This window comes from Rhodanobacteraceae bacterium (genome assembly GCA_024234055.1).
Lineage (GTDB): Bacteria > Pseudomonadota > Gammaproteobacteria > Xanthomonadales > SZUA-5 > JADKFD01.
The window spans coordinates 687,516-705,457 of the sequence record JACKOW010000001.1 but is presented as its reverse complement, the minus strand read 5'-3'; the positions used below and the strand labels follow the sequence as shown (position 1 = coordinate 705,457).

Here is a 17,942-nt window from a genome sequence, read left to right as displayed (position 1 = left end):
TCCACCAAACCGGAGCTCGCCCGCCCATGTCCGTGGCACCCATTTCCATCCGTTTGAACGGCGAAATCAAGGAAGTTCCGGCCGGCATCAGCATCAGCGGGCTGCTGCAACTGGCCGGCTATGGCGAGCGTCGGGTGGCCATCGAACGCAACGGCGAGATCGTCCCCCGCAGCCAGCACCTCATTACCGAAGTCGCCGCCAACGACCGCATAGAAATCGTCCAGGCCATAGGAGGAGGGTGAGGAGCGGTCGCGAAGCGAGCCGACGCATGCGTCGGCAGCGACGAACGACCGGCCATGGATGGCCGGGCCGGCGCAAAGCGCCAGGGAAGGCTCAGGCGAAAGACCCCAGAGCGGTCGCGAAGCGAGCCGACGCATGCGTCGGCAGCGACGAACGACCGGCCATGGATGGCCGGGCCGGCGCGGCCATCTGCTCTCGCCACATACCCGCCCAAACCCCGCTAGGCTAGGGGCCATTGCTGGTCCACTCGAGAATGGCTGATGTCTGTCGAAAATCCTGAAGCAGCGACCGCCCTGTTCAGCAACGATGCGGTCGTGCTCGGCATGCTGGCGGTGATCCTGGGCCTGGTGTTCTGGACCTCGGCCCGGCCCGACGGATTCTGGAAGAAGTTCTACGGCGTGGTGCCTGCCATCTTGCTGTGCTACTTCATACCGGCATTGCTGAACTCGACCGGCGTCATCGATGGCCATGCCTCGGGCCTGTACCCGATGGCCCGCGACTACCTGCTGCCGAGCGCCTTGGTCCTGCTGTGCATCGCCATCGATTTCAAGGCGATCGTGCGGCTCGGCCCCAAGGCGGTCATCATGTTTCTGGTTGGAACCTTCGGCGTGATGCTGGGTGCCGTGATCGCCTTCGGGCTGATGGGATTCATCCACCCCGAAACTGTCGCCGGCGACACTTGGCGCGGCATGACCACGGTGGCCGGATCCTGGATCGGCGGCGGCGCCAACCAGGCAGCGATGAAAGAAGTCTTCGGCGTCGACGCCACGCTCTTTGGCCAGTTCGTGGCCGTCGACGTACTGGTCGCCAATGTGTGGATGGCGGTGCTGCTGTTCCTGGCTGCCCGCGGCGAGGCCTTCGACCGCTGGACCGGCGCCGACACCTCTGCCATCGACGATCTGAAACGTCGCGTCGAGAGCTATCAGGCAGAACACAACCGCATCCCGTCATTATCGGACCTGATGGTCATCATGGCACTGGGTCTGGGTGCCACCGGACTGGCGCACGCGGTGGCTGAGCCATTGGTCACCTGGATTGCTTCATTGCCGCCGGAATGGCGCTTGCAGGACTACAGCCTGACCTCGCGCTTCTTCTGGATCACGGTGACCGCCACCACCGTGGGCCTGTGCCTGAGCTTCACCAAGGCCCGCAGTCTGGAAGGAGCTGGCGCTTCGAAGGTGGGCTCGGTGATGCTCTATGTGCTGGTGGCCACCATCGGCATGCACATGGATCTGGGGGCCCTGCTCGACCGACCCTGGCTTTTCGCTCTGGGCGGCATCTGGATCAGCGTGCACGCCGCCCTGATGCTGATTGTGGCCAAGCTGATCCGCGCGCCGCTGTTCTTCATGGCCGTGGGCTCGCAAGCCAACATCGGTGGGGCAGCCTCGGCGCCGGTCATTGCCAGCGCCTTCCACCCGGCTCTGGCACCGGTCGGCGTATTGCTGGCCGTCCTCGGCTATGCGCTGGGCACCTATTGCGCCTATCTGGCAGGCCTGGTGCTGCAGGCCATGGCCGGATAGTTCGACCTGCCCGGCGCGGATGCAGGCGGCGATATCATCCACGGCATGATCTCCCCATTGCCAACGCTTCGGGCAATCACACCATCCGTGCTGGTCCTTGCGGGTTTGCTCGCCTGCGCGGGCAGCGGCATTGCAGCACCGGACCTGACCGTGCGCGAAGGTCCGGACGCCGACACGACCGTCGAACTCGACAGTCTGGGCGTGCACCAGTTGGGGTCGGCAGAGGGGCTGCCGCAGATGACCGTACTGGCCTTGGCGCAGACCACTGCCGGCTACGTCTACGCCGGCACGCAGGATGGCCTGGCCCGGTGGGATGGCGTGCGTTTTGCTCCGGTGCCCATCCAGTCCGGCGTGCGCGCCTGGGTCAACCGACTTTGGGCCGATGCCGACGGGTTGTGGGTGGGTACCGACAGTGCCGGGCTGTACTGGCTGAATGACTTTGTGTTGACGCCTGTGACGGGTCCGGACGGACAATCGCTGGGGTCCGTCGAAGCCATCACTGGCGCCCTCGATGGCGTTTGGGTAGGCACACCAAAGGGTCTGTTCCACTGCCAGTCCCAGCACTGCTCGATGGTGCCGGACAGCGCCGACCTGCAGGTGGCGCAGCTGCTGCAGACGCCGGATGGCAGCACACTCTGGGTGGGCACCAATGTCGATGGCTTGTTCCGCTTCGACTTCGATGCCGCCGGGCAGCCGCAGCGCAGCGACTTCCGGTTGACCCAGGCCTCAGGCCTGCCCAACAGCGCCATTCGCGGGCTGGCGCTGGATCGGCTGGGACGGCTGTGGATAGGCACTGGTCGCGGCATGGCCAGGTGGGACGGCCAGCAGCTGACGCGCTGGCGTACCTCGGAGGGTCGACCCCTGGGTGGCGTGTTCGCGATCGCGCCGCTCCCCGATGGCGACATGCTGGCGGCACTCTGGGGTGGCGGGCTGGCGCGCTTCCGGATGGATGATGGCTTTCGCTGGTACGGGCTGCGCGACGGCTTGCCGGACAGTTATCTGCAAGCCCTGTTGCTGACCGGCAACGCCGAGGATCCCATCATCTGGCTGGGCAGCGGTTCCAGTGGCGTTCTGCGCCTGGAACCAGGTCGTTGGCGCAGCTTTGACGAGCGCCAGGGTTTGCCGCAAAGAGTAGTTGTCGGCGTGGGCCAGATGCGCTTTCGGGATGGCCAGCGTGGGCTCTGGGCCGGGACGCTGGGCGGTGCAGTCCGCCAGCATGATGGCCGCTGGCAACGCTTGCTGCCGGAACCCTACAGCGACCGCGTCGTCTATGACGCCCATGTGGATGCCCAGGGTCGCTACTGGTACGCAACCAGCCGCGGTGTGCTGCTGGACGACGGTCGACATTGGCGGGAATTTGATGCCGACCACGATCGTCTGCCGGCGACCGCCAGTGAGTCGCTGATCGAATTCCGTGGCAGGATCTGGGCCGGCACCGGCCATGGATTGGCCGAGATCAGCCCCGAAGGCGTGCACCGGATGTTCTTGGAGCGGCCTGAATACGCCGAGATGGCGGTGCGCTCGATGGCACTGGTCGATACGCCCGAGCGCGGGTCGCTGGTCATGATCGGGACAGGCGGCGGTGCGCTGCTTACCGACGGCGAGCACATCGACGCGATGCCGGCAGACTGCTCACCCTATGGCTCCGTCTACGATGTCGAGCCCCTGGCCAATGGCGAAGTCTGGCTGGGCACGCGCGCCGGTGCCGTGCGCCTGCGTTGGGGCAGCAAGGGTCCGGAATGCTCGCCGGTGCCGGAGCCCGGCGGCGCACCGCGCTCGGTGTACGAGATTGCGCAGGATCTCAAGGGTCGCGTCTATCTGTTCGGCTACGATGGCGTGCGCCGACTGGAAGCCCCCGATGCCACCCTGGCCGGTGACGAAACCGGCTTTCGTCGCTTTGATCTCAATGACGGGCTGCCGGCGCTGGAATTCAATCGCGATGCCGTGGTCGACGATGCCGGGCGCCTGTGGGCGGCCAATGCTGGCGGACTGGTGGTCTTCGACCCGGATTCCGGTGTGCGAACTACAGATCCTGCCCCATTGCAGCTACGGGTAGAAACCGGCGGCCAGCGGCTTGCGAACGGCGCGCGAATTCCGGCCCAACATGGTGAGATCGACTTCGCCCCGCGCCTGCTGTCCTTCCGCAACGAGCACCGCATCCGCTACCGCACCCAGCTGCTCGGTCTGGATTCGCAGCCTGCCGACTGGTCGGCCGATGGCGATCGGCGTTATCCGAGAATTCCGCCAGGCGACTATCGTTTCGAGGTCAGTGCCCTGGACGCAGCCGGTGCCAGCCATGGCCCGCTGAGTTTCAATTTCAGGGTGGACGCGCCCTGGTGGCAGCACCCGCTGGCGCTGACAGGTGCGGCGCTGGGGCTGGTTCTGCTCGGACTCGCCGGCGGACGGGTGCGTGCCCGAGCGCTGGCCGCTCGTGCGACGGAATTGGAGCAACTGGTCGCGATCCGCACCGAAGCGCTGGAGCGGGCATCGAATACCGATCCCCTGACCGGCGCCTGGAACCGACGCTATTTCCACGCCCTCATCGGCCAATGGCTGCGGGACAGCGAAGCCAGGGGTGGCTTGCTGCTGTTGCTGATCGATATCGACCATTTCAAGCAGATCAACGACCAATATGGCCATGCCGTTGGCGACGCGGTACTGGTCGAGGTTGCCGCACGTCTGCAGCGACTTGAATCCGGCTCGGGTCAGTTGATTCGCTGGGGTGGCGAGGAATTCCTGCTTATCCTGTCGCACGATCCCGATCGCGCTTCCGAGGTCCGCGTACGCGCCGTGCTGAACGCCGTGGGCACGAAGGCCGTAACCGTCGGCGAGCTTCGGATCGTGGTGCATTGTTCTATCGGCTTTACCCGCTGCCGTCCGCCCGCCGAAGGCATAGAACAGCACATAGACCTGGTCATCGGCCGTGCAGATCTGGCGCTTTACCGCGCCAAGAACGCTGGCCGCCATCGCGGCGTGGAGGCGCAGGAGAGCGAAAGCGATGAGCCACGCTGGCTGAGTGTGGAACCCTGAACCTTGCAACTCGCAGAAACCCAACGCCGCTGACAGCATTTTCACGTGACCAACGGGACATCGGTTTTCACCCGCAAAACCGTATGATCGGCGCCACTGTGCGCAGGCTTGCGCACTCAAAGCCCTAGGAGTACTGCATGGCTGAAAAGCGCCCCGGCTTCCTGCGCCGCCTGATTGGCGGCTTGTGGAATGGACTCGATTTCACCCGCCGGCTGGTGGTAAATCTGGTGTTTCTGCTGATCCTGATCTTTGTGGTCATGGCCATCTTTGGCGGCGGCGACAGGGATCTGCAGAAGAACACCACCCTGGTGCTGGACATCAAGGGCGAGATCGTCGAGCAATACTCAGGCAGTCCGGCCGACGTGGCCTTGGCCAAGGCCCTGGGCGACGAAGTGCCGGAAACCCAACTGCGTGATCTGCTCAAGGCGCTGGACGAGGCGGCCAAGGATGACAACATCAGCCAGATCCTGCTGAGTCTCAACAATTACGGCGGAGCCGGCGTCAGCACGCTGCGTGAAGTGGGTCGCGCCCTGGATGCCTTCCGCAAGAGCGGCAAGAAGGTGGTGGCCCATGGCGATTACCTTGATCAGGGCGCCTACTACCTGGCCTCCCATGCCGACGAGATCTACATCCATCCCGATGGCATGGCGCTGCTGGAAGGCCTCGGCCGGTATCGCAACTACTACCGATCGGCACTGGAGAAGATCGGCCTGCAGATGCACGTGTTCCGCGTCGGCAAGTTCAAGAGCGCGGTCGAGCCCTATCTGCTCGACGGCCCTTCCGATGCCGCCCGAGAGGCCGACCGCTACTGGCTGGAGGACGTCTGGACCGTGTTCCTCGACGATATCGCCGCCGCCCGCGGTCTGGAGACCGCCGAACTGCGCGCGATGATCGACGAACTGCCGCAGCGTATTACTGCCGTCAACGGTGACATGGCGAAGCTGGCTGTCGACGAGAAGCTGGTCGATGGCCTCAAGACCGCCGACGAAATCCGGGAAATGCTGATTGCGTCCGGCGCCAAGGACGACGACAAGGAAACCTTCCGGCAGGTCAATCTGGCTGCTTACCTGAAGCGCTTCCCGGCCATTCCGGTGATTGGCGACGCCACCCAGATTGGCGTGATCGTGGCCCAGGGCGAGATCGTCGGCGGCCAGCAGGCACAGGGCATGATCGGCGGTCGCAGCACCAGTGAGCTGGTGCGCAAGGCGCGCGAGGACAAGAACATCAAGGCGGTCGTGTTGCGGGTGGATTCACCCGGCGGCAGCGGCTTCGACTCCGAACTGATCCGTCGCGAACTGGAGCTGACCCGCGCGGCTGGAAAGCCGGTCGTGGTGTCCATGGGCGATGTGGCAGCCTCCGGTGGCTACTGGATCTCGATGACCTCCGACGCCATCTACGCCGAGCCCAGCACCATCACCGGTTCGATCGGCATCTTTGGCCTGTTCCCGGATGCCAGCCAGACCATGGAGAAGCTCGGCTTGCACAGCGAAGGCACCACCACCACCTGGCTGGCCGGCGCGCTGGATCCGCGTCGCCCCCTGGATCCGCGCATCGGTGACGTGCTGCAGTCGGTGATCAACGCCGGCTATCAGGATTTCATCGGGAAGGTGGCCAAGAATCGCGGCAAGACGCCCGAGGAGATTGACGAGATTGCCCAGGGCCGCGTGTGGAGCGGTAACCAGGCGCTGGAGCGTGGCCTGGTCGACCAGCTCGGCGGCCTCAAGGACGCCATCGCCAATGCTGCTGAACGCGCCAATCTGGGCAGCGATGGCTACCAGGTGGTCTATGTCGAGAAGGAACTGACCGGTTTCGAGAAGTTCATGGTCAGCATGAACTCACGGGCTCGGGCCATGATCCAGTCCAGCGTCGCCAGCGCTCTGCTGCCGAGCTGGCTGCAGCCGCAGATGGCGCGCGAGCTCAATCACGATCTGGCCATCCTCAACGGCTGGGAAAAGCGACCGATGGCTACCTACGCCTTCTGCTTCTGCGAACTGCGCTGAGCAATCGAAGACCCAGGTGCCGTTGCCTGCGGCACCAGGGTGGGTTCAAGCCAGTGCCCTGGCTCCGCTGAGCCGCTCCGCGGCACAACGGGCTGCGAAAAGCAGGTGCCTTGGCTCTTGTAGCCCGAACTGCGCGCAGCGCTGTCCGGGCGGTGACGCCAAAGAGCCCCGCTGAGCCGCTGCGCGGCACAACGGGCTACAAAAGCGCTTGTAGCCCGAACTGCGCGCGGCGCTGTCCGGGCGGTGATGCCAAAGATCCCCGCTGAACCGCTGCGCGGCACAACGGGCTACAAGAGCGGCAGGCCTGCAGCGCCCTGGCGTCGCCTTGTCAACGACTGCGAGCAGCAAAGCCGGGACAAGTAGACGCTCCCAAACCGGCTGGCGTGACTTTGGCGGCCTGCTGACGGCTCCGCGACACAGGCCTGACCTTGCATATCTGCCTCGATCAGGCACCCTGAGCCCGGGCCGATACTTGGCCGCAAACAGGAGCAAGAACATGCAGTACAGCCCGGATGGCGCAAAAAACAGGCGCTGGCGCGAAGAGCGCTGCTGGTCACAGGAGCATCTGGCTGAGACCGCCAGCATTGGCCTTCGCACTGTGCAGAGAATCGAGGGCGGCGACAAGGCCTCGCGCGAGTCGCTGATGGCGCTGGCCTCTGCCTTCGGCGTGGATGTGATGGCGCTGACCGTCGATGCCAAGTCTGAAGCTGCACGGAGCAGCCAGCAGAAACAGCAAAAGGGCGCAGCCGCGTTGCGCCTCTCCTTCTGGATCCACCTCGCCAGCTACGTCTTCGGCATGATCCTGTTCGCCGGCATCAGCCTGGGCATGGGTGGGGAGCACTTAGTGATGCGCTGGCCAATGATCTGGTGGACCGTGGGTGTGAGCGGCCACGCCTTGACAGTGGCGATCGTTGAGCTGGTCGGTCGATTTCATCGCGAACGTGGTGCGTAGGGCGGCACGCGCCCACAACAGCATCCGGCCGTTGCATGAGTTGTCCAGCCGACGTCACGTAGCCCGCTGCGCGGGCTACGTGGCCTGCAGTCCCGCGTGTATTGCGCAGCTATTCCGCACTGCTCACACCTGCGCGGGCAGATGCAGCCAAACACTCTGTGGCTGGTGCGTGTCTCGGAATCCCCTTTTTTCACTAGAAGAATGGGGGCATCTGCCCGCGCAGGTGTGAGAAATGCGGGTTAGACCTGGTACTCGCTCAGCCAATGGCGGTAGCGGTCTTCGTCGCCGTGGACGATGCGCTGGTAGAGGGCGGCGAGTTCGCAAGTGACCGGGTTGTCGGCGTACTCGCGATCGTCGAGGGCGGCGACGGCGCAGATTTCGGCGGAGGTGCCAGTGAGGAAGACTTCGTCGGCTTGCTTGAGTTCGGCCAGGCTGATCGGGCGCACCTCTGCATGGGTGAGTTCGATGGCGGTCTGGCGAGTGATGCCGCCCAGCGCGTCGGGGTGTTCGGAGGCGATGACCTTGCCGCCCTTGACCATGAACACGTTCTCGCCGGTGCATTCGACGACATGGCCGTCGTCATCGACGAACAGGGCTTCGTCAAAACCGCGGCGACTGGCTTCGAGCTTGGCCATGGTCGCGTTGGTATAGCCGCCGGTGAGCTTGAGCGCCGGCATTGCTCGCGCGGTGTTGCGGCGCATGGGCGACACGCTCATGCGCACGCGATGCCCGCCCAAATGGCTGGACCATGCGATGGTCGCCACCATCAGGTGCGCGGTCTGTTTGCCCAGGTCCAGGCCCAGGCCACCATCGGCCAGCCACGCGAGCGGCCGAACGTAGGCCTGGCGCTGTCCATTGACGCGCAGGGTGTCGAGGATGGCCGCCTCGCAGGCTTCGATGTCGAAAGCCATGCCCAGGGCTTCGGCGCCGCGCTGCATACGCACCATGTGCTCGCGCAGGCGGAATACCGCTGCACCATGGGCCGTGGGGTAGCTGCGGATGCCTTCGAACACACCCGTGCCGTAGTGCAAGGCATGACTCAGCACGCTGACGGTGGCGTCCTCGGTGGACTTGAGTTCGCCGTCGATCCAGATTTTCAGGCTCATGGAACTTCCTTCGGGTGTTACGGGGCACGGGGCACGGGGCACGGGGCACGGGGCACGGGGCACGGGGCACGGGAAAAGGCTACGGGGTTCGTGCTCTTGTAGGTTCAGACTTGTCTGGACGTTCTTGGCAAAGTTCCGACAAGCGTCCAGACAAGCCTGGACCTACAGAAGCCGGGATCTTGTGGGTTCGGACGGGTCCGAACCCAGCACTTCCCGTGCCCCCTGCCCCTTTCCCCGTGCCCCCGCTTCTTACGCCGCCTTGTCCTGCGCGCCAGCCTGCAGCCAGCTCATGCGCGCACGCAGGCGCTTGCCGACCGACTCGATCGGGTGGGCCAGATCACGCTCCAGCAGAGCCTTGTAGTTGGGGCAGCCGTTGGCGTTTTCGGCGATCCACTCGCGGGCGAAGGTGCCGTCCTGGATTTCCTGGAGGATCTCGCGCATGGCCTTGCGCGAAGCGCCGTTGACCACGCGCGGACCGCGGGTCAGATCACCGTACTTGGCGGTGTCGGAGACGAACTGGTGCATCCGTGCCATGCCGCCTTCGTACAGCAGATCGACGATCAGCTTGAGCTCGTGCAGCACTTCGAAATAGGCCACTTCCGGCTGGTAGCCTGCCTGCACCAGTGTTTCGAATCCGGCCTGGACCAGTTCGGTGGCACCGCCGCAGAGCACGGCCTGCTCACCGAACAGATCAGTCTCGGTCTCTTCGGCAAAGGTGGTTTCCAGCACGCCAGCGTGCGCCGATCCCACGCCCCAGGCCCAGGCCAACGCCCGCGCCTTGGCGGTGCCGGTGGCATCCTGGTGAACGGCGATCAGGCTGGGCACGCCGCGACCTTCCTCGTACTGACGGCGCACCAGCTTGCCGGGTGCCTTCGGTGCCACCAGCGCCACGTCCACATCCTTGGGCGGCACGATGGTGCCGTAATGCACGTTGAAGCCGTGGGCGAACATCAGCAACGTGCCGGCCTTCAGATTCGGCGCCACCCACTGCTGGTAGGCCTTGGGCTGTTCGGTGTCCGGCAGCAGCATGGAGATGACGTTGGCGTCTTTCAGCGCCACCGACGGTTCCTTGGGCTTGAAGCCATCGGCCTCGGCCTGGGCCCAGGTCTTGCCACCCGGACGCAGGGCGATGGTCACGTCAAAACCCGAATCCTTGAGATTCATCGCCTGCGCACGGCCCTGGCTGCCATAGCCCAGGATGACGATACGTTGGCCCTTCAGGGCTTCGGGTTGCACATCTTGATCGGAATAGAGTTTGGTCATGGGATTGGCCTCGGGGCTGGGGTTGGGGGACAGGGGCAAGCAGTAGTCAAACGCAAAACGTAAAACGTCAATTCGAAGCGCGCTCTGATTGACGTTTTACGTTTTACGTTTCACCTCTCCGGCAGAGTACCTGCAGGAAACCGGGCGTGGGCGCCACCAGGCGCCCACTGACAACGTATTCACGCACGCGCCCCTCGATGCGTCGGCGCCCCTTCAGACGCCGAACCCACCAGTTGCGCGTACTTGGCCAGCACGCCGTAGAGCTCGGTCGGCGCCTTGGGCACGTAGCTGACGGCGCGATCGGCCAGCGGCGCGGCCACGTCGAGGATGCGCTGGTCCACATCCAGCGTGATCACATCGCCGTCTTCGATCAATGCAATAGGCCCGCCTCTGGCCGCTTCCGGCGCCACGTGACCCACCATGAAGCCGTGGGTGGCGCCGCTGAAGCGTCCATCGGTGACCAGTGCCACCGAATCGCCCAGACCGACGCCCATCAACGCGGCGGTGACGGCCAGCATTTCCGGCATGCCGGGGGCGCCGGCCGGGCCCACATGGCGGATGACGATGATGTCGCCGGCCTGGATGCAGCCCTCCTGCACGGCCGCAAAGGCATCAGGCTCATTGTCGAATACCCGCGCCGGACCGATGTGCTGGCGGCGATCGTGCCCGACCAGCTTGACCACGCAGCCCTCAGGCGCGAGCGTGCCGCGCAGAATGGCGATGCCACCCTCGGGCTTGATCGGCTGGCTCCACGGCCGCAGCACTTTCTGACCGTCACGTTCGACAGCCGCATCAGCTTCGGCGTGCATCTGCTGACCGCTGACGGTCAGGCCATTGTGCAATCGCCCCTGCTGCTTGAGGCGCTGCGCCACCAGGCGCAGCCCGCCGGCCAGGGTCATGTCCGGTGCAGCGTATTTGCCACCGGGCTTGAGATCGGCCAGTACCGGGGTACTGCGGCTGAGGCGATCGAAATCCTGCAGCGTCAGGGGCACGCCAACCTCGCGGGCAATGGCCAGCAGATGCAACACGGCATTGGTGGAACCGCCGGTGACCATCACCGCGGAAATGGCGTTCTCGAAGGCTTCTGCGGTCATGATCTGGCGCGGGGTCAACCCGGAGCGCACCATGTCCATGACCGCCCGACCGGCAGCCTGCGCAGCCGCGGGCTTGTCCGGATGCAGCGCCGGCAGATCGGTGCCATCCATGCTGGCTATACCCAGAAAGGCCAGCGCCGTGGCCATGGTGTTGGCCGTGAACTGGCCGCCACAGGCACCTGCACCCGGACAGGCCTTGCCCTCCAGATCACGTAGCTCCTCATGGCTCATCCTGCCGGCAGCGCAGGCACCGACCGCTTCGAACACATCCTGGATGGTGACATCGCGACCCTGGAAGCGGCCCGGCATGATCGAACCGCCATAGAGCGCCAGGCCGGGAATGTTGATACGTCCCAAGGCCATGGCGGCGGCCGGGATGGTCTTGTCGCAGCCGGTGAGCACCACGACGCCGTCGAAGGAATGGCCGCGCACGAACAATTCGATGGTATCCGCGATCCAGTCGCGCGATACCAGGCTGGCACGCATGCCTGATGTGCCCATGCTGATGCCGTCGGAGACGACGATGGTGTTGCCTTCGATCGGCGTACCGCCGGCCGCACGCACGCCGTCCTTGACCGCGGCCGCGAGTTCACGCAAATGCATATTGCACGGGGTGACATCGCTGAAGGTGCTGACCACCGCGATCAGAGGCTTTTCCAGATCGGCCGTACTCAGTCCCGTGGCGCGCAGCATGGCCCGGGCCGGGGCTCGATCGGGAAAAGCCTTGATGTTGTCGCTTTGCATGAAACCTCCGGTGTAGGAGGCTCTGCGTCGGTCCGGGGCGATTGCTCGTGGCCCCGGTTTCTCGTCCGAGTGCAGGGCCCTGGGTCTGTCCGTACGGCTAGGCGGCCTGCACTTGGCGCTCAGTAATGACGACTACTACAACTAGCGAGCCGACCGTGAGCAGGCCGGGGTTCAGCTGGGTCGAGGTGAAGTCGTTGTGCATGGCAGCAAAGGTACAGGTCGGGGTGTGGGGGTTGTCAAGCCTTTTAGTAGAGCAGACCAACCAAAGTTCGATGCGCTAGCGCATTAGGACAAAGGAACCGTTCTGCCGTTCAGCCCGGAGTTGCCAGCGATGGCGTAGACAAGTGTCGGTCTGGACACGGAAATCCGCCGTACAGGAGCAGCAAGCACAATGCTGGATCTACCCGCACTGCCAGCCTACCTTGCCCTGGTTTTGTCATCCTCGCTGGCGATCGGCGCGCTGATGCTGGCAGCACGACTGTGGGTGGAGAGGGATCTGCCCGAAGCGCGCGCCGGCCTGGGCGTGCTCGGACCGCTGGATACACAGGGCTTCACCGACCTGCTGGCCAGGGCCTGGACCCACAAGGGTCACCGGGTGCAGAACCGGGCAGACAGCGCCGATGGCCCGCGACTGCGGGTCCACAGCGAGGGTCTGGAGTGGCTGGTCGATTGCCGCCATCGCCGCGACGAGCAGATCGAGTCGGAACATGTCCGTTCGCTGATGCACGCGGTCGACAGCGCCGCCGTGGCCGGCGGCATCCTGGTCAGCGCTGGCTATTGCAGCGACAGTCTCAAGCGCTCGACCCGAGGCGAGCGCCTGCGCGTGGTCGATGGCGCCGGGCTCTGGGCCCTGGTGGAACCGGCGCTTGCTCCCGAACTGCGTCGGCGTGCCGGCATCCGTATCAGCCTGTTGCGCGTCCTCCGCATCGGCCTGCCGCTGCTGAGCGGACTGGCACTTGGCGTTCTCGCGCTGCTGTTGGCCTGGCAACTGTTGGCCGACTCTCCGCAGCCATGGGCACGAGCGCGCGCGGCGCCGGCCGCAAATGTGTCACCACCAACGCCCGAATCGGCACAGCCTCCCGAATTACTGGCGCCACCTTCGCCACCTGATGCCATCACCGCGGAGCGTGCCGCGCCTGCCAGCGCACACGGCGCATCCACCGAAAGCGACTCCGGCGCTGCCTATGGCCAAGGCGCCGACGGCGACCCGGCGCGCGATCAGTTGATCGCCGATCTGGAATCGCTGAGCGACGTGCGCGAGGCCTGGTGGAGCAGCGATGGCCAGGTGCAGATGTCGGTGCAATCGGCGATCGGGCCAGGATCGTCGTCGGGCGAACAGATCTGCAGCGCGCTCGAAGCTGCCGGCCTGGGCGCGGGCGTCGAAGTCCGCTATCAGGTGATCGGCAATCATGGCTTCGAGGCCAGCAAGGGGGTGGTTGGCTGCCGATAGGGCGAGGGAAACGGGGCACGGGGCACGGGGCACGGGGCACGGGGCACGGGGCACGGGGCACGGGGCACGGGGCACGGGGAAAGGCTACAAGGCTGGAGGCTCTTGATAGGTTCGGACTTGTCCGAACGCCTTCGCCCTGACGAGGCAGGACAAGCGTCCAGACGAGTCTGGACCTGCAAGATCCGGTGTCATTGCCAGCCTACAGGCGCCCCCTGTGGGAGCGGATTCATCCGCGAATGACACGCTGACAGTCGCGGATGAATCCGCTCCTACGGAAGCGCGCGCTCAGCCCCCGACCTGCTCCATCCGCTTGGCGATGCGCTTGGCCGACACCGGTTCGGCGGTTCCCAGTTCCTGGGCAAACAGCGACACCCGGAATTCCTCGATCAGCCAACGCAGCGCTTCGACCTCCGGATCGCCCGGTCTGGCCTGCATCAGACGTTGGCAGGTCCGCCAGAAGGGCTGCACTTCCAGCAGCCGCGCCTGATCCTTGCCGGGATCACGTTTCAGGCGTTCGACCCGCAGTCGCAGCGCTTCCAGATAACGCGGGTAGTGCTCAAGGCGCTCGAATCCGACCTCGGCAACGAAGCCCGGATGCACCAGCGCCTCCAGATGTTCACGGGCATCGGCGAGGTTGGCGGTGGCGAAGCCCATCAAGGGCGGCGTCAGCTCGGCGCGCAACTGCTTGATCGCCTTGAGCACGGCATCGACGCGCGTGCCGAGTTGCTGCACCTCGGGCCCGAGGTCGCGGCGCATCCGTGCCAGCAAGGCCTGGAATTCGGCCCGAGTGCGGATCCCGGGCTGCTCTCGTCGGAGCGACCTCGCGTCGCGACCGCTGTGCGCTGCGTCTCCCACCAGTTCAGCGTGCGCAGCTGCCGGTCGCGACACAAGGTCGCTCCTACCGGCAGCGGGGTTGTCGGCGGGTCTGCGAACGGCACTCGCCAGCGCCTTGAAGTCGCGCACGTCCTGCGCGCGTACCTTTGCAGCTTCCGGCTTCGGTTTTGGTTTCGGTTGTTGCGGGGAGTCTGCCAACACCCGATCTACCGCAGCCTCGATCACATCACGCCGCAGCCGCTCGATGCTGTCGACCACGCCATAGGCCATCTGCGCGTCGGCCGACAGTTTCAGGTGTCGCTGCCAGTAGCGCAGCTGGTCATCGATCTGGATCAGCACCAGCCGGCGCACACCGCGTGGATGGGCCGCCATGGCTTCGGCCACATCGGCATAGGCCCGCAGGCCGACCTGTTGACCGTCGTCATACAGGGCCGGAAAGGCGCGTGCGCCACCCTCGGCGCTGATTTCCAGCGGCAACTCGTCCAGTGGCCAATCGCTGAGGTGGTCACGCTGGAACTCGGCGTCGACACGCTCGGCAAAGGCGGCCCGTGCGGCCTCGGCAAAGCGCTCCTTCACAGCGGCGAGATCGCGCTCCTCGGTCAGCACCTTGCCGTGCTCGTCGACAATGCGCAGATTGAAACTCAGATAGGCCGGCAAGGTACTGATGTCGAAATCAGACTCGCGGATATCGATGCCTGCGACCTGGCTGAGGTAGGCCGCCAGCGCGACCGCAAAAGGCGCGCTCCGTGGCCTCACCGCTTCGAGGAAGGCGCGGGCGAAGTCCGGAGCCGGCACCACGTGCCGACGCAGGGCTTTCGGCAGGCTCTTGATCAGCGCCGCCGCCTTGTCCTCACGCAGCCCCGGCACCAACCAGTCGATCTCGGCCTCGCTCAATCCCAGCAGCACGGCCAGCCGCACGGTCGCGGTCACGCCATCGCGATCGCCATTGGGATCGAAGTGATACTCCAGCCGCAGCCGCGCGCCTTGCACCTCCAGCGCGTCGGGAAAATCGAAACCCTCATCACCCTGCGCGCTGGGAATGACCAGATCGTCCAGGCTCAGCTTCAGGGCGGCCTGCTCGGCCGGCGTTGCCTGCTTGAGCCAGCGCAGCAGGCCGTGGGAGTCGATGATCTCGGCCGGACAACGCGACTCGAACCACTCGGCCAGCTGTTCCTCGTCCTTCAGCAGCCCGCGTCGACGCAGCTTCTCTTCCTTGGCCCTGGCCTGCTCGCGCATGGCGGCGTTGTGCGCCAACACCGGATGCCGCGCCGGACCTTCGCCACGCACCAGCTGATGGCGCAGGAACAGCTGCCGCGCGGCCGCAGGATCGACCGGACCAAAGGCAATGCGTCGGCGCTGGATGATCGGCAGTCCATACAGGCTGATGTCCTCGAAACCGACCGCGCGCCCGCCCTTCTCATCCCAGCTGGGCTCGTAGCAATGACGCTTGCTCAGATGCGCGGCCGCCGCCTCGATCCAGCCAGCCTCGATACGGGCCACCATCAGCGCGTACAGCTTTTCAGTCTCCAGCAGCGTCGCCGACACAATCCAGTTCGGCCCCGACTTGGCCTGCCCGGAACCCGGAAAGATCTGCAGCGCCCGCCCCCGCGGCCCGCGATAGCGCACCTTGTCATCCTTGCGCGCCACCTGAGTCACGAACGCCGTCAACAGCGCCCGATGCAAGGCCTCATAGGCGCGGGGGTCGGTGAGGGCGGTCTCCGCAGGCGAGCCGCCGCCAAGAGTATTTTTGTCCGCAAAGGGCGCAAAGGGCGCAAAGGAAGAGCGTTTACCTGATGAATCTGCTCTTGCTCCCCTTTGCGTTTTTTGCGTCCTTTGCGGACCATGCTCTTTGGACAAAACATCCGCGGCAGAGCCCCACCCTCGCTCGCGCACGATCAACAGCAACTGCCGATGCAGCTCACGCCATTCGCGCATGCGCAAATAGGACAGGAAATGGCTCTTGCACCAGTCGCGCAGACGGCTCTGGGTGAGTTCCTCGTGTTCGTGGTTGTAGGCCTGCCACAGCTGCAGCAGGGTCAGAAAGTCGCTCTTGTCGTGGACGAAGGCCTGATGCGCGGCATCCGCCAGGCCGCGTACCTCGGCCGGGCGCTCGCGCGGGTCCTGGATCGACAGCCCGGCGGCGATCACCAGGGCCTCGTCGAGCACGCGGGCGTCACGGGCGGCGATCAGGAAGCGTGCCAGGCGCACATCGATGGGCAGCTTGGCCATGTCGTGGCCGATCGGCGTCAGTCGCTTGCGCTCGTCGATGGCTGCAATTTCCCGCAACAGCAGGAAGCCATCCTGCAGGGCGCGCTCACTCGGCGGGTCGAGAAAGGGAAAGTCGGCCGGGTCGCCGAGGTCCAGATCGAGCATGCGCAGGATCACGCCGGCCAGGGAGGAACGCAGCAGCTCGGGGTCGGTGTATTCCGGGCGTTTCTGGTAATCGGCTTCGTCGTAGAGGCGCACGGCAATGCCAGCAGAGAGACGTCCGCAGCGACCGGCACGCTGGTTGGCCGAGGCTTGCGAAATCGGCTCGATCTGCAGTCGCTGCACCTTGTTGCGCTGGCTGTAGCGGTTGACCCGGGCGATGCCGCTATCGATGACGAAGCGGATGCGCGGCACCGTGATCGAGGTCTCGGCCACATTGGTGGCGAGCACGATGCGCCGCTGCGGACCGGGTTGAAACACCCGATCCTGGGCCGCACCGGACAGTCGTGCGTACAGCGGCAATACCTCGGTGTGGGCGTAGCGACGGTTCTCCAGCGCCTTGTGGGCGTCGCGGATCTCGCGTTCGCCGGGCAGGAACACCAGGATGTCGCCGCGCGGATCGGTAGCCGCCAGCTCTTCGCTGGCACTGGCGATGGCCTGGTACAGGCCGGAGTCGCCGCGCTCTTCGCGATCCCCCTCGATCGGACGCCAGCGCACCTCGACCGGATAGCCGCGGCCCTCGACCGAAATCACTGGCGCATTGCCGAAGTGCTGCGAGAAGCGCTCGGTATCGATAGTCGCCGAGGTAATGATGACCTTCAGATCGGGGCGCCGGGGCAACAGGCGCTTGACGTAGCCCAGCAAGAAATCAATGTTGAGACTGCGCTCGTGCGCTTCGTCGATGATCAGCGTGTCATAGCGGCGCAGGAAGCGATCGGACTGGGTCTCCGCCAGCAGAATGCCGTCGGTCATGAACTTGATCAGGGTGTCCTCGTTGACCTGATCCTGAAAGCGCACGGCGAAGCCGACCAGCTGCCCTAGTGGCGACTTCAGCTCTTCCGCGACACGTCTGGAGATGCTCTTGGCGGCGATCCGCCGTGGCTGGGTGCAACCGATCAGCCCGGCCAGCCCGCGCCCGGCGGCCAGACACAGCTTGGGCAGCTGCGTGGTCTTGCCCGAGCCGGTCTCGCCCGCAACAACGACCACCTGATGGGCACGGATCGCTTCGACAATCTCGTCGGCCCGGGTGGCAATGGGCAGATCTTCAGGTACTGAAATCTCCGGCACTCGCGCGCGGCGCAACTCGCTGCGCAGCGCCGAGGCCTCGATCTGCTCGGCCAGCCGTGCCAGGCGTTGATCGGCGTCCGGCGCATCGGCCCGCCATCGATCCAGATCCCGGCGCAGGCGCGGGAAGTCCGCGGCCATGCCCTGGCTGAGTCTTTGGCGCAACTGGCGGATTTGCTGGGTCATCGGGCGTAGAGCATGGGTCCGCAAAGGACGC

General features: G+C 65.3%; 10 protein-coding genes. 6 read left to right on the top strand and 4 right to left on the bottom strand.

The genetic code is table 11. The features are described 5' to 3' along the window. Positions 1 to 41: 41 nt before the first annotated feature. From thiS to H7A19_02860, 5 genes are all read left to right on the top strand, one after another. A complete protein-coding gene (gene thiS / locus H7A19_02880) occupies positions 42 to 242 on the top strand; it encodes a sulfur carrier protein ThiS (protein ID MCP5473765.1) in 201 nt (66 codons plus the stop codon). A gap of 258 nt (positions 243 to 500) precedes the next feature. Beyond that, entirely contained in the window at positions 501 to 1,760 is a 1,260-nt protein-coding gene (locus tag H7A19_02875; GenBank protein ID MCP5473764.1) for a DUF819 family protein, read from the top strand. 45 nt (positions 1,761 to 1,805) lie between these two features. After that, positions 1,806 to 4,790, top strand: a complete 2,985-nt coding sequence (locus H7A19_02870) for a diguanylate cyclase (GenBank protein MCP5473763.1) — start codon at positions 1,806 to 1,808, stop codon at positions 4,788 to 4,790. Between the two features lie 137 nt (positions 4,791 to 4,927). Further along, on the top strand, positions 4,928 to 6,790 hold the full coding sequence (gene sppA, locus H7A19_02865; protein ID MCP5473762.1) for a signal peptide peptidase SppA: 1,863 nt from the start codon (positions 4,928 to 4,930) through the stop codon (positions 6,788 to 6,790). Positions 6,791 to 7,286: 496 nt separating this feature from the next. Continuing rightward, entirely contained in the window at positions 7,287 to 7,742 is a 456-nt protein-coding gene (locus H7A19_02860; GenBank protein ID MCP5473761.1) for a helix-turn-helix domain-containing protein, read from the top strand. A 239-nt stretch (positions 7,743 to 7,981) separates the two neighbouring features. On the opposite strand, the gene H7A19_02855 is transcribed toward H7A19_02860, so the two are convergent. The 3 genes from H7A19_02855 to ilvD form a co-directional block, all read right to left on the bottom strand. After that, the gene (locus H7A19_02855; GenBank protein MCP5473760.1) at positions 7,982 to 8,848 is read right to left on the bottom strand and encodes an aminotransferase class IV; all 867 of its coding nucleotides are present in this window, start codon (positions 8,846 to 8,848) and stop codon (positions 7,982 to 7,984) included. 249 nt (positions 8,849 to 9,097) lie between these two features. Beyond that, the gene (gene ilvC, locus H7A19_02850; GenBank protein MCP5473759.1) at positions 9,098 to 10,111 is read right to left on the bottom strand and encodes a ketol-acid reductoisomerase; all 1,014 of its coding nucleotides are present in this window, start codon (positions 10,109 to 10,111) and stop codon (positions 9,098 to 9,100) included. Positions 10,112 to 10,290: 179 nt separating this feature from the next. Beyond that, positions 10,291 to 11,949: a dihydroxy-acid dehydratase gene (gene ilvD, locus H7A19_02845; GenBank protein MCP5473758.1), complete on the bottom strand. Its 1,659-nt coding sequence runs from the start codon at positions 11,947 to 11,949 to the stop codon at positions 10,291 to 10,293. Between the two features lie 391 nt (positions 11,950 to 12,340). Between ilvD and H7A19_02840 the strand changes: the two genes are divergently transcribed. After that, positions 12,341 to 13,399 carry a restriction endonuclease gene (locus H7A19_02840; GenBank protein ID MCP5473757.1) on the top strand — a complete coding sequence of 353 codons (1,059 nt, stop codon included), beginning with the start codon at positions 12,341 to 12,343 and terminating at the stop codon, positions 13,397 to 13,399. 285 nt (positions 13,400 to 13,684) lie between these two features. Here H7A19_02840 and hrpA read toward each other — a convergent pair whose 3' ends face one another. Beyond that, positions 13,685 to 17,911 (bottom strand): ATP-dependent RNA helicase HrpA, encoded by a 4,227-nt coding sequence (gene hrpA, locus H7A19_02835; GenBank protein ID MCP5473756.1) that lies wholly within the window; start codon positions 17,909 to 17,911, stop codon positions 13,685 to 13,687. Positions 17,912 to 17,942 lie beyond the last annotated feature (31 nt).